The 13,696-nt window shown below is 33.1% G+C and carries 15 protein-coding genes; all 15 read right to left on the bottom strand.

Going from position 1 to position 13,696, the window contains the following annotated elements; translation table 11 throughout:
• Positions 1 to 173 precede the first annotated feature (173 nt).
• Positions 174 to 737, bottom strand: coding sequence for a carboxymuconolactone decarboxylase family protein (locus M4I23_RS12945; RefSeq protein WP_249754689.1), 564 nt, complete (start codon positions 735 to 737; stop codon positions 174 to 176).
• Between the two features lie 40 nt (positions 738 to 777).
• Complete coding sequence (locus M4I23_RS12940; protein ID WP_249754688.1) at positions 778 to 2,514, bottom strand: thiamine pyrophosphate-dependent enzyme; 1,737 nt, start codon at positions 2,512 to 2,514, stop codon at positions 778 to 780.
• Between the two features lie 25 nt (positions 2,515 to 2,539).
• Complete coding sequence (locus M4I23_RS12935; RefSeq protein ID WP_249754687.1) at positions 2,540 to 3,055, bottom strand: thioredoxin domain-containing protein; 516 nt, start codon at positions 3,053 to 3,055, stop codon at positions 2,540 to 2,542.
• 19 nt (positions 3,056 to 3,074) lie between these two features.
• A complete protein-coding gene (locus M4I23_RS12930; protein ID WP_249754686.1) occupies positions 3,075 to 3,533 on the bottom strand; it encodes a redoxin domain-containing protein in 459 nt (152 codons plus the stop codon).
• Positions 3,534 to 3,776: 243 nt separating this feature from the next.
• On the bottom strand, positions 3,777 to 5,717 hold the full coding sequence (locus M4I23_RS12925; protein ID WP_249754685.1) for an oleate hydratase: 1,941 nt from the start codon (positions 5,715 to 5,717) through the stop codon (positions 3,777 to 3,779).
• 152 nt (positions 5,718 to 5,869) lie between these two features.
• Positions 5,870 to 6,436, bottom strand: a complete 567-nt coding sequence (locus M4I23_RS12920; RefSeq protein ID WP_249754684.1) for an HdeD family acid-resistance protein — start codon at positions 6,434 to 6,436, stop codon at positions 5,870 to 5,872.
• A 125-nt stretch (positions 6,437 to 6,561) separates the two neighbouring features.
• Positions 6,562 to 6,927 carry an arsenate reductase family protein gene (locus tag M4I23_RS12915; protein ID WP_249754683.1) on the bottom strand — a complete coding sequence of 122 codons (366 nt, stop codon included), beginning with the start codon at positions 6,925 to 6,927 and terminating at the stop codon, positions 6,562 to 6,564.
• A gap of 4 nt (positions 6,928 to 6,931) precedes the next feature.
• Positions 6,932 to 7,153: a hypothetical protein gene (locus M4I23_RS12910; RefSeq protein WP_249754682.1), complete on the bottom strand. Its 222-nt coding sequence runs from the start codon at positions 7,151 to 7,153 to the stop codon at positions 6,932 to 6,934.
• 39 nt (positions 7,154 to 7,192) lie between these two features.
• Complete coding sequence (locus tag M4I23_RS12905) at positions 7,193 to 7,651, bottom strand: hypothetical protein (RefSeq protein WP_249754681.1); 459 nt, start codon at positions 7,649 to 7,651, stop codon at positions 7,193 to 7,195.
• A gap of 53 nt (positions 7,652 to 7,704) precedes the next feature.
• The gene (locus M4I23_RS12900) at positions 7,705 to 8,022 is read right to left on the bottom strand and encodes an OsmC family protein (protein ID WP_249754680.1); all 318 of its coding nucleotides are present in this window, start codon (positions 8,020 to 8,022) and stop codon (positions 7,705 to 7,707) included.
• A 717-nt stretch (positions 8,023 to 8,739) separates the two neighbouring features.
• The gene (locus tag M4I23_RS12895) at positions 8,740 to 9,588 is read right to left on the bottom strand and encodes a universal stress protein (protein WP_249754679.1); all 849 of its coding nucleotides are present in this window, start codon (positions 9,586 to 9,588) and stop codon (positions 8,740 to 8,742) included.
• 1,215 nt (positions 9,589 to 10,803) lie between these two features.
• Positions 10,804 to 11,490, bottom strand: coding sequence for a type 1 glutamine amidotransferase domain-containing protein (locus M4I23_RS12890; protein ID WP_249754678.1), 687 nt, complete (start codon positions 11,488 to 11,490; stop codon positions 10,804 to 10,806).
• Between the two features lie 43 nt (positions 11,491 to 11,533).
• Positions 11,534 to 12,271: a PRC-barrel domain-containing protein gene (locus M4I23_RS12885; RefSeq protein WP_249754677.1), complete on the bottom strand. Its 738-nt coding sequence runs from the start codon at positions 12,269 to 12,271 to the stop codon at positions 11,534 to 11,536.
• Between the two features lie 166 nt (positions 12,272 to 12,437).
• Positions 12,438 to 12,989 carry a ferritin gene (locus M4I23_RS12880; protein WP_249754676.1) on the bottom strand — a complete coding sequence of 184 codons (552 nt, stop codon included), beginning with the start codon at positions 12,987 to 12,989 and terminating at the stop codon, positions 12,438 to 12,440.
• A 25-nt stretch (positions 12,990 to 13,014) separates the two neighbouring features.
• On the bottom strand, positions 13,015 to 13,686 hold the full coding sequence (locus M4I23_RS12875; protein WP_249754675.1) for a flavodoxin reductase: 672 nt from the start codon (positions 13,684 to 13,686) through the stop codon (positions 13,015 to 13,017).
• Positions 13,687 to 13,696 lie beyond the last annotated feature (10 nt).

Genomic DNA, 13,696 nt, shown 5'->3' with positions numbered 1-13,696 from the left:
GTTTTCTGCAGAAATTCCTATGTTCGCTGTTTTAATTTTTTTAAGTTTTATAATTAATAATACATCAAAGGTAGATTGCATTTAATGTGCTGACACTGATATATATTAGCATAGACTATTTTTTATAAACTTTAACAGAATAATAATAATAATAATGTTTTGCCACTTTTTTATTAATCTTCAATTTCTTTCCCCGTAGCAAACGGTTCCATATCTTCTGAAATAATATTTTCTGTAACGTGGTTGATGTAATTGCTCATTGCTTTAAGAGAAACACCAACAATAACATCCATTACCTGCTCAGGTGAAAAACCTGCATGGTAAAAAGCATCTAAATCTGATGCTTCAAGATGACCTCTGTTCACCGTTATTTTTTCAGTAAATGTTACCAGCGCATTCAACTTTTTATCTGTAACAGGCAATTGTTTACGAATCTCATTGATGGTTTTAGACGGTATTCCATTTTGTTTTGCTCCTCTAGTATGTGCTGCAATACAGTACTGACATTGATTGACCACACTTGAAGACAACAAAATTAAGTTTTGCTCGCCCTTAGTGAATGATGTTTTAGCGAAAAAGGTTTTGCTTAGATTACTATACCCTTCCAACGCAGCAGGAGAACCCGCCATGTATTTAAATAAATTGGAAATAGCTCCGTTTTGTTCCTTCACCTTGGTGAGTATTTCCTTGGAAGCCTTAGGCGCCGTTTCGATAGTATGTTTTGTGAATTGTTTCATGTTTTATTTTTTATTATGATTATTTATGAAAAATCAAATCTTACAAGACCTCTTTCATGTGTTTATAATTTGTTTTTACCATTTCTAAAACCTCATCCATTCTTCCGCTCAATATCATTTTGCTCATAGACAAAGCATATCCTTTCATTTGGTCAAATTCCATTTTTGGAGGCATCGCTAATGCTTGCGGGTTGGTGAATACACTTACTAAAACTGGACCATTGTGAGCAAAAGCTTCTTCCAGAGATTGCTTTACATCTTCAGGTTTTGTAACCGAAATCCCTCTGAATCCCATGGCTTCTGCTATCATCTCGAAATTAGGATTCACCATATCGGTTTCATTATTAGGCAAGCCTTCTACTTGCATTTCCAATTGTACCATTCCCAAAGAACGGTTGTTAAAAACAATTAGTTTTATAGGCAGGTTGTATTGTTTGATGGTTGCTAAATCACCCAATAGCATAGAAAGACCGCCATCACCACAAAATGCAACAACTTGTCTTTCAGGATAGGCTAATTGTGCTCCAATAGCCATAGGCATGGCATTTGCCATTGAACCATGATTGAAAGAGCCCAACATGATTCGCTTTCCGGTACCGTTAATGTATCGTGCACCCCACACACAACACATACCTGTATCTACGGTGAAAACAGTATCGTCATCTGCCATTTTATCAATGGTAGATGCCACATATTCGGGACTAATATGATGTTCAAACCCCTCATCTTTTACATAGACATTCAAGTTTTCTTTCACTTTTTCATAAAAGTCTAATTGAGCATCTAAGAAACTGGTATCTTCTTTTTCGTTTATTAAGGGTAACAGTGCCGCAATGGTATCTGTTATTTTTCCCGTTAATCCCAGTTCTAATTTTGCTCGTCTGCCCAATCGTTCTGGTTTTTCGTCAACCTGAATAATTTTGTTTTTTACCGGCATAAAATGTTCATAAGGAAAATCAGTTCCTAGTAATATCACCACATCCGATTCATGCATAGCGTGAAAAGCAGATGGAACACCTAGTAAACCTGTCATCCCTACTTCGTAAGAATTGTTGTGCTGCATACCCATTTTTCCACGGAAAGAATACCCGATGGGTGCTTTTAGTAATCCTGCTAATTTTATAATATCATCATGAGCTTCCCTTGCTCCAATACCACAGTAAATAGAAACTTTTGGATGCTTATTAACTAAGTTGGCTAGTTTTTGCATCTCATTATCCGATGGTCGTAAAATGGTTTCGCTATGATAATTATACATGGACGTTGCACTTTCTTCAGCAGGCATGGCAGATACATCACCAGGTAAACCAAATACAGCAACTCCTTTTTTATGAACAGCATTTTGAATGGCCGCTTGTAACATACGTGGTACTTGTTTTGGCGTGCTGGCCAGTTCATTGTAAACACTACAATCATCAAATAATTTATAGGTATTTGTAGCTTGAAAATAATCGACACCAAATTCAGCCGTAACAATGGTTGATGCAATGGCGATAATAGGAACTCCTGAACGGTTGGCATCATAAAGTCCATTTATTAAATGTACATGACCAGGTCCGCTGCTTCCTGCACAACATGCTAGTCCATCCAGTTCTGCTTCTGCAGCAGCGGCATAGGCACCCGCTTCTTCATGGCGAACATGAATCCATTTAATTTTTCCACTTCTTCTTACCGCATCATTCAGTTCGTTTAAGCTATCACCCGTTACGGCATAAATTCTTTTTACGTTGTTGTTGACCAGCATCTCTACGATTTGGTCTGCTACTTTTTTTCCCATGATTGTTGTTTTATGTTGAAAGATATTAAGCTACAGGTTCCTGAATTAATTCTAGTAATTTAAAAGCATCTCCGTCAAATTTATTACCGTTTATAAAAAAAGATGGCGTACCATTAACACCGCTGCGAATACCACTTTCAAAATCAGTATCAATTTTTTCTGCGATACTACTTCGTTGCATATCCATTTTGAATTTTTGAATATCCAATCCTAAATTTTCTGCTCGTTCAACAAAATCGTTGGGTTGTAAATATTCTTGATTTTCAAAAATACTGTTGTGCATTTCCCAATATTTTCCTTGTAAAGCTGCAGATTCTGCAGCTTTAGCAGCCTCACGAGCGTTTGTATGTATTTCTGATAAAGGGAAGTTACGAAAAACAAATTTAATTTGGTCACCAAATTCTTTCATTATTGTTTCTATAATTGGGTGTGCAGTACCACAGTGGCCACATTCAAAATCGCCATATTCTACAATTTCCAACTTGGCGTTTAAATTTCCTTTGATGTGGTCGTTATGATTAATTTCGGGATGTAAACTCATTTTGCTTGTATTTATTTATTTATTTATTTATTTTTTCGAGGGCATCTAAAATACCATCAGCTCCTGGATTAATAGCGGTTGGGGAAACGTAACTCCATTCAATAACGCCCTCTTTATTGATCACAAATAATGCTCGTTTGCATTCGCCTTCAGTTTCATCATAAACACCATAAGCCTTTGATATAGCACCTTTCGGTTCAAAATCAGCCAATAACGGAAAGTGCAAATTCCGAGATTTACCAAATGCCATATGGCACCATTTACTGTCAACCGATATACCTAATATTTCAGCATCATATTGTTTAAAATATTTTAAAGTTTCATTGTATAATGCCATTTGGTCACTACAAACCGGACTCCAATCTGCTGGATAAAATGCAAGAATTACATTTTTGCCAATCATTTCAGATAATGATATTTTTTGGTCTGGGGTGGCATACAATGTGAAGTTAGGTGCGCTATCGTTTTTCTGTAACATATTTTTTATTATTAAAAATTTTTGATGAAGCCTTTGCTTTCATGTTTATTTACACATACTTCGGTTAAAAGCATTAGTTTTAAAAATGATTTTATCGTTGCTTGTGCATAATGCTAAAAACTTCTGATACGCTCTGCAACAGGGGTAATGATTTTGTCTATTTTTTAGATTTGGCTTTAAAAGGACTAAACACTGTTAGATAAGGTCTTCAATTCGTATTCAACAACCAAATCCCTTTAAGAATTAGTGCTTAAAACCTTTTGCCCACTCCTTAAGTTTATCTAATGGCTCATTAAAAAAAGAGTCGTGATGATCTTCATCCTCTTCGCCTACAGGTAAAATATGTTCAAAATAAGTGTTTTTTAGAATTCGCTTTAAAACACTTTCTCCTGGGAATGGTTTATAATCATTTAAAGCCTTTGCTGCTTTTAATAGCTGACGTATATCGTATTGGCCAGCAGCAATATCTGGCACCTGTTTATTAAGATTCAGTAATTTATAAACAGCTATTCTAGCAGTTCTTACCGAAGTTTCTACGGTAAATACAACATCGTTATGCGTTTCTACAAACTGACCTACAAGTGCTAGGTTCTTAGAACCATTAGGCACTATCTCTGGTCTGTCTCCTGCTGCTCTAGGCATAAATTGAGAGGTTATGTAAGGCATGAAGCTTGTTTTAACAATTGTGTTTGCAATAATAGAATCTATTTGATCTTCTAAACCGATATGAAAACATAATTCAGATAAAATTTCATTTCCTGTACTTTGCGGCATTGTTTTTTTATTATAATTACCGTCTTTATCCATATATAAAGCATACACCCATATAACCAAAACATCTTCTGGTTGATCCGGGAAGTGCGGTTGGCGATTAATGGTAAAACTCATTAGCCAGTTAGAATCGGTGATAGACACAATTCCTCCGGTAGCAGCTTTTCCAGAATAAGGATCGTTTACACAGTATTCCTTAATTTTTTTCGTTAAAGCTGAAGGGCGACAAGTTAGTGTAGCAGATTCCCAAGAAGATTTTTCAATAGCGCTACAGAATTTTTCAGGTTTACCAAATTCCGTGGATTTTGTTGCTAAGTTTTTCCATAGTTGCCACCCTGAACTCTGGCCACTTTTTATACTATCAATTGCTTTAATGGGTGCATTTGTATTATCACCATATTGGGTATCTTCTGTCATAGAACCTGTAGTGACAATAACAAAATCGTTTTCGGTTATAGGAATCTTTATTTCTTTATCTTTTTGTTGCGCAATTATTCCTCTAACAATTTTGCCTTCTGTATTGATCCTAATATCTAGATCATTAACCAAGGTGTCAAACTGAATTTTAACACCTTTTGATTTTAGATGCTCTGTTAATGGCTTTACGAAAGTATCATATTGATTGTATTTTGGAAACACCAAACATGACAAGTCTTTAAAGCCGTCTATAAGATGTAAAAAACGGTGCATATATAATTTACATTCTAGTAAACTGTGCCAGTTTTCAAAAGCGAACATGGTACGGAATAAAGTCCAAAAGTTACTTTTCAAAAATGACTCACTGAAATAACTTTCAACGGTCACATCATCTAACTCTTCCTTCTTTTTTAGTAAAAGCTTTACAATAGCTAATTGATCTAGTTTGTCTAAACCAAATTTGCTAAAATCTTGTATTTCCCCATTATTATGAATTAATCTAGCTTTTGAATAATTAGGGTCGTTATCATTAAGTAAACGAAATTCATCTAAAACACTATAAGGTGCAGGCATTTCTAAAGCAGGAATATCCTGAAATATATCCCATAGGTTCTCATAAGTCATTTCCATTTCTCTACCACCTCTAACAAGATAGCCGTCCTTAGCATTTCCCGAACCGTCAAGAGAGCCCCCTTCTACAGATAGTTTTTCAAGAAAAATAATGTTTTCACCTGGGATATGACCATCTCGTATAAAATAATATGCAGCAGATAGACCAGCGATACCACTACCTACAATATACACTTTACTGTCTTTAAAAGGTTTAGGTGGAATACCCTTATTACGTTGGTAGTTACCTGTAAGATCAGTAAAAGGCATAGGTTGATCTTTAGAGTTAGATACTATTTCTTTGCTTGCATCTGGCGCATGTTCTACATTGCCTGGGAAAGGAGATGCGTTTAATACTTTATCGAATTTTGTTGTTATTTTTTTCATTTTTTTATTTTTTTCGAAAAACAAAACTGCTTGTATATAGTTTAATTAGCTTTCCTGTTACTGTATTATGGTACTACTCAAGATCATGAGAAAACTTTAGTTCATCTGGAAATTCTCTAAATCATTTCTTAAACATTTTCCTTAAATATTTATTAAAGGACTTTACCTACTTTTTTAAGATGAATTCCTAGAAATATTCGGAAGCATCCTGCAGTTATTAAGGCAAAAGCGGTCACGTACACAATACTTAAACCTGTAAAAAGTGGATTTGCCAATAGTAAAAAGGAAAATAAAAGGGTGATAAGGCTCCAGAACAATAACATGCCCCAACCAAGCGTTCCAACAGATTTTAGCTGAAAGGAAAGCCCTATGGACAAAATGCTTTGAAACAATAACCAAAACCCTATATAGAGAGGTAAAATAGCCATGGTCATTAACGGGTGGGTCAAGAGTAATATGCCTATGATCAAATCTATAAAGCCTCCAAGCAAATACCAGCCCCAATCTTTCATTTTATTTTTATTGGAAAAGGAAAAAGCAATTTGAATTACTCCTGAGAGAAAGATTAATACACTAAAAATAATACTCAATGTAATGTAACTTTCCAAAGGAGTCTTCATTACCCAAAATCCTGCAAAAAGATATAGAATACCTAGTAAAATTGATATCCACCAGTTTTTTACGGCCATTTGCCCTGAATTTAAATTTGTTGTTGTCATAATATTACTTTTTAAGATTGATGAGTGTAGTACCCAGCTCATTTGTGTTGTGGGTAAACTCCAGTATTTTATATAGAGATGTTAAATGACGTAGGTCATTCTGAAAAAAAGTTTAAACGGAGTATTTAAATTTTAATAATATCGGTTGGTGTTTCTACCAAAATAGTAATGTTGCCTCTTAATGCTATAGGTTGTTTCATTATTTCAGGACTATGTTGTATCATTTTCACCCAGTCATTAGTTGAAAAATTGTGATGTTTAAAATGAGATATGTATGCAGGATGTTCCTGATTTACTAAATGCGTCAACGCCATATTCAGTCTGCCTGCAAGTTCCACTAGTTGTGTTCCTGTTAGCTTTGTTTTTAGAATATCGATTTCTTGGATTTTTAACCCTTTTGCTTTAGCATACGCTAAGGTTTGTTTTGCTCTAACCGATTTAGAACTGTAAAACAGCGTTATTTGTCTATTAGATGTCGCGATTTCTCCCATAGGATTATAGGATATTCTTTATCTGTTTTTCATTAACATAGCTTTCAACTAATTCCTTTAAGCTGTCTAAATACTCCTGCATCACCACTTTATCAATCTGTGGATGTTTGTTAATAGGCAACGTTACAGGATTTTCATCTAAAGAACGGTAAAGTTCCGGATAATTGATTTCCATATTGGTTGTGAGCTGTGTAATCTCATTTAATATTTTATGTAGTTTTCTCATTGTGCTTATTATTTACAGATTATTATTATTATTATGAAACTATTTAGAAATACTGTTAAATTGGCGTACCAATTCACCTTCTTCAATTATATGTTCCGCAATTGTAAAAACTTCTTTTCGATTATTTCTAAAGTCTTTTACGAATTGGGTTAGGCCATCTTCTAAAAGTTCGTGCTTATTCCTAAAGGTATTCGATACAAAGGTGAAAGGGTCGTCTATCAACTCTGCTAGATGGTGTAGTTTTTTATCTAATATTTCTAATAGTGCATCACATTTTTTATCGACTGGAATTAATATTACTTCAATTTCCTGCAACAAATCAATATTTTCTCTCTTTGAAAGCCTCAAAAAATAGTTATCAATAAGATGATGTAGAAACCTTAAATCATCTTTGTAGAACAAAATATCCGATTTCCAATGTTCTGTAAGTACATATAATTGTTCCCAACTAGCTTCTTGGATATAATTGTCTTTTGGTCTGTTTCTGAAATTGTTCATCTTCTGTTTTTTTGGTAGTCCTGTTTTAAAATTTCCCTAAACATGCTAAGGTTTTAATTTTGAACCGTAATTTTAGTTTCCATCGTAATTTTTGAAGTAATTGAATTTGAAATTAAACAGGCTTTTTTTGCTTTTTCTACAACGCGTTTCATACGATCGCTTTTGGATGGGTCTTTAATAACAACTTCGGGAAACAATAACACCTCACTTACTACAAAGTTACCATCTACTTTTTCTATAATTCCTTTAGAATCGCATTTGAAACTTAGATAATCTAACTTTGAAAATTCGGCAATTGCCAAAAATGTAGTCATTAAGCAACCACTTACAGCTGCTGTAAATAAATGTTCTGGTGACCAAATGTTTGGCATTCCTCCGTGAAACTCTAGTGGTGTTGCAACTTCTAAACAGTTGGTTTCATTAGTTTCGTTATTCTTTCATTCTGGTGAACACATCATTCCTTTTCGATCCTATGTCCAATGGATATTAACGTTATAGCAATGTTTTTCCATAAATCCTTATATTTTAGAATATTTCAAATGGTATTGATTAATAAAATTGACTATGTAAAACTAAAGGAAAGCGTATGTAAAAAAAATGACTTGGATCAGTCATAACTTTAATTCTTTGTTTATTCTAATATGAAAATGTAATCTATTTTCAAATTTATTTTGGTTAATTATTCCTTAAGCTCTTTTACGGCATTAACAACACCTTTTTGAATTTATAACTTGTTCTATTAGAGTAAGCTTATTTTTTTATTAGCAATAGCCATTAATTCTAAGAATGGCAGTTACTAGTGAATGAAGATTCAAAAAAATCTATGCTCTTAACAGCTTTAACATTTTCTTGCTCAAACTCATTGACAACACTCTTTTCAAATAAGACTTTTGGTTAAGTGTCTAAACTTCAAACAAGAACTTTGTTCGCTTCAAAAGATGTTGTTGGATAATTTTTTGCATTATTGCACCATCATGCTGGAAGAACAACTAAAAAGAATAAATTTTTAATAACATTCGGTTTTAATTAAGTAATTTTTTTCCTTACTTAACTTCATTATGCAGGTAATAAAAAGATAAAATTTTTCTTTAATTTCTTAAATCGTGTAATGCTAATACAGGAACATTGAGATTATGACCTAAATCTTTTACCATAGGTTTTGTAAGAATAGAACCAAATAAAGTGTTTTTTTTATTTATAAAAACAATCATCTCACTTTCCCGACTTTGAACAAAAAGCTGCAAGCCACTATTTGCATTTGTATTTTCAAGATAATGAAATGAAAAATCGAACCCATCTAAACATGCTTCTAAGAGTGCTTTATTTTCAACCTCATCCTGAGACAAGTTTTCTTCTTTAACACAATGTAAAACTATAATGGGGGCATTTGTAATCTTTGCTATTTCGTATAAGTGCGTTAATTCACTACACTTATAATGAGTTTTAAAATTAGTTGGAAACACAATCTCATTTAGACCTTTAAATGCCCAACCTGCAGGAATAATTAGAACAGGACAATCTATCACATTTTTCATTATATTAATATCATGGCTACCCTTAATAGTCTCAAAATCATCTGTTTCTTCTATATCACTAACTATAACCAGCTCAATATGCTTAGTCTCTATATAATTTCTAATAGTTTCTAATGAACTATTAAGTAGGCTTTTAGTAAAAAAATTATGTTTTTTATTTTTACAATGCCCCTTTATTTTTACTAACAATTTGTAAAGTTCTAACTGAGATTTTCTCATTGACTCTTCAAATAGCAGATTTTCTGGTTTATTAGACTTTATATTATCTAATATGTGCAAATCTACATTAAAGGCATTAACAAGATAGAAATCCACTGGCTCATCTTTGTATAATTCACTAGCATACAAAACAGTAGACCAAGAGTTTTCAGAAAAATCTGTTGGAATTAGTATTTTTTTCATCTTGAAGTATTTTTAAATATACTCCAAAGCTAACGCCCAATTAGTAGACACAAAATGATGTAGGTCATTTCGTCAAGAAACCAACTCCACTGCTTTTACAAAAAAGCAAAAATAACTTTGCTAACATTATCTTCACTGAAGTTTCTTTATTTCTAGATTTATTTACATAATAAGTGTGGGCCTTGTAAAACATTGGCTTCAATTTTAAAACAAGTAATTTAAGCATTAAGGACGAAGTAAAAAATTGTTAAAATAGATGTAGATAAAAATGTAACACGAGCCTCTAGATCTAATTTGAAGGGCGTACATACATTGGAGGACTTTACTCTAAAAGGATTAAAGCATTCTTATCAAGTAGCCAATAGAGCCTATAATATTATTTCTGGGAGTCGGTACAAACATAAATTTAATGATGTAGACATTTTAATTGCCCTAAAAGAACTCGAAAAATTTGGGATGTTTAATCTAAAAAATATTGATGTCATTTTTAAAATTGGATATGAATCAGCGATTAAGGCATTAAGTAATCACAACTAAGTACTATAATGAAAAAAAACTTCAAATTCAGAATCTAAAATGTAAAGAATTTGAAAGCACCATACTAAAAAATTTATCAACTATAAACGGTTCAATATATATATTTACATATTCCAAAGAGTGAGATTGAATTCTCAATAGTTAGCTAAACTTCACTTGATAAAGTTGGATTAAAACTATCTAAAGTCCATTTCTATATAATATAATATCCATTACGAATTATAAGTACCATGTGTGGCTTTAACTTATCGATTATAAAATTAAAAAGGATAGTTGAGCCCACTAATACCAATCAGTTTTCTATTTACAAACCCTTAAATCCCCTACTCTAATAATTCACGACCAAAACCTGAACGCTTTACGATTTTCCTCCAAAAGGTAGATAGACTTATGTTCTAGTAGGGTGATTCACAGCTACCACCCTACCGCTTCCGGTCACAATTACTACTCTATTTTTGTCCTTCATTTTACTCTTCCAAATCTTACAAAATAGAGGATTGCTACTATAATGAGTATTAGTCAAAACCACATTCCCATTCCCCAATGCCAATCGCTATTATGCATATTGTGGTGCTTTGTCTAGCATGCTGTAAACAGTAATATACCAATAGATATAAGCATTGAAATAATTAGTGATTTTTTCATTTTCAATAGTTTTAAATTTTATTTTAGAACATTTTAATTTGTTCCTTTAAGTGATTCTAAAAGCAACTTGGCTACTGCTTCTGATGAGCCTGGGTTTTGACCTGTAATTAGTAACCCATCTTGTTTAGTGTAAGATGCCCAATCATCTCCTTTAGAATAATGCGCGCCTTGTTTTGTGAGTTCATCTTCTAGTAAAAAAGGCACCACTTCCGTTAATTTAACAGCCTCTTCTTCCGTATTTGAAAAACTTGTTAGCTGTTTACTTTTTACAACTGGTTCTCCATTTTTTGCTTTTACATTAACTAAAGCAGCAGGCGCATGGCATACAAAAGCGATTGGTTTTTGATGATTGTAAAATGCTTCTATTAATTGAATAGAGTTTTTATCAGTAGCCAAATCCCATAATGGGCCGTGACCTCCTGGATAAAAAACAGCATTATAATCTGCTTCCTTTATACCACTAAGTTTCAGTGAATGTGCCACTTTATCAATTACCTCAAAGTCTTTATAAAACCTTTCTGTTGATGGGGTTTGCGCATCTTTTAATTCACTTTTAGGATCAACCGGTGGTTGACCTCCTTTTGGTGATGCTATAGTTATTTCTGCTCCAGCATCTACCAAAACATAATAAGGGCTTGCAAATTCTTCAATCCAAAAACCGGTTTTTTCTCCTGTATTTCCCAATTCGCTGTGGGATGTTAGTACCATTAATACTTTCATTGTATTTAATTTTTAATGTTGTTTTAAAATGAGATATAAAATTTTATTTATGTTTAATAAATCCATAATATTTATGTAGACCGGCTTCATAAGAATAACTTATATCTTGGTTAGGAAGATATTCCGGGCTATTTTTTACTTGATCTTCAGTAGCATTTACTATTACCAAAGAAGTTCCCCAAATTATTTCCCTAATCCAGTTGGGAGATATCAAAACTTTTTTACCAGGAAACCAATTCCCTGTATCAACTTCCATATAATCAATTGCCCAAGTTTTATCATTGATTATGAAATCTTTTACATTACCAATTTCTCCGTCAGTTGCTTTAAGATTGTAACCAGTTACTATATGAGTACTTCTTAAATGAGGATCCTCATCTGACTTGTCGGCAACTGATTTATCTGCTTCTTTTTGTACTGCTAGATTTATAGATGTAGGATATGACATACCCATACCTCCAATACCCATGCCGCTGTCCCAATAGTAATTTCCCCAAGTATAATACCCATATAAATCCATTTCATGCTGACGAGATATAGGCTTATCTGTATCAATTTTTGGACTATCTTTTATCTGTGCCATGGTAAGGTTTACAGGAAAAGTATGCTTCTCCCAATCTGGTTTAAGTAAAGCTTTTGGCGATAGTAATATTTTTCTACCAAAGAGCCAGCTTCCTGTTTCCACAATTAAATACCGTATTGTCCAAGTTTTGTCGTCAAAATAAAATTCTTTTACTTTGCCTATTTCTCCATCTGTAGCATGAATGGTAAAACCAATCAAACTTTTAATTTTTCGTTTCATATTATTTTTATTTATTTATACAATTAAATTTTTACAACCCTTTTTTCGTCATTTTTCCCACCAAATAAATCAATTAATTCCAGTGTAATAGCATCAAATTCTTCTGTGATTATTTTCTTTTTTAAATTCATGTCAGTATAAAAATTCAGGGGTTTTCTGTTGTTACCTCTTGTGCGGGTCTCACTTCACCGGATGCCTTTGCCATATCTTTGTCAAAAGAATATAAAGCATCGCTACTCATTTTTTCACCTCCTGCTATTTTTATTTTATCCAATAAGTTCATCGCAAGCGTTTCTTCTTCCACTTGTTCCTTTACAAACCATTGCATAAAATTATATGTTCCCCAGTCTTCTTCTGTATGGCTCAACTTTACCACTTTGTAAATAGCTTTTGTATTATCTACTTCGTGGTCGAAAATTTTTTCAAAACAATTATTTATACTGACTGGACTCTCGGGCGGAGCTGGAATCACGGTCACCACTACTTCCGCACCTCTTTTTAAAATGTATTCTAATATTTTCATCATGTGGTTCCGCTCCTCGTTTGCATGTCTGAAAAGAAAACTTGCTGTACCTGAGAATCCTTGTCTGTCGGCCCAAGCAGCATACGACAAATATATTTGTGAAGCATGTGCTTCTTTTGTCATTTGTGCATTCAATGCTGCTCCAATAGTTTTTGAAAGTCTGTTCGTATTCATGTGATTTTTTATTTAATGAGTTAATCTAAAATTCTTCTTTAACAATTGATTTTTTATCTACATGCAAATCTGCTAATTGCTTTTCGATTGCTTCCATCATTGGCGGAGGTCCGCAGAGATAAAAAAGTTTATTTGTGTTGCTGCAGTGTGCTTGAACGAAATTTTTGGTAATTCGACCATTCGCATAACCATCCACTTTTTCATCCGATAAAATATTGATAAAATTAGTGCCTAATAATTTTTTAAATTCATCTTTGAGGATGATGTCATTCTTGGTTTTATTGGCGAAAATGAGTTTGTTGTTCCCTATTTCATTTTTTGATTTAAGATCCCTGAAAATGGAAATAAACGGAGTAACTCCAGCTCCCCCAGCTATAAACACACCTTCACTTTTGTAACTAATTGCTCCAAAAACCTCATGTAAAATCAACTCATCGTTTATTTTTAAATGAGATAATTCGTTTGTCACACTTTTATGCGATGGATAAATTTTAATAATAAATTCGAGATAATTATCCTTTGGCAGACAAGTGAAAGTAAACGGGCTTTTCTTATCCTTCCAACCATTTTTGTTTATGGAAACTTCTGTGGCTTGACCTGGTGTGAAGCCATACTTTTTAGGTTTTTCAGTAACAATTTTCACTACATCAGGAGTAATCTTGTCTATTGATTCTATTTTTACAATATGTTGTATCATCTTATTTTTA

Source organism: Algibacter sp. L4_22, assembly GCF_023473045.1.
Classification (GTDB): domain Bacteria; phylum Bacteroidota; class Bacteroidia; order Flavobacteriales; family Flavobacteriaceae; genus Algibacter.
This window is presented reverse-complemented; position numbering and strand designations above follow the sequence as displayed.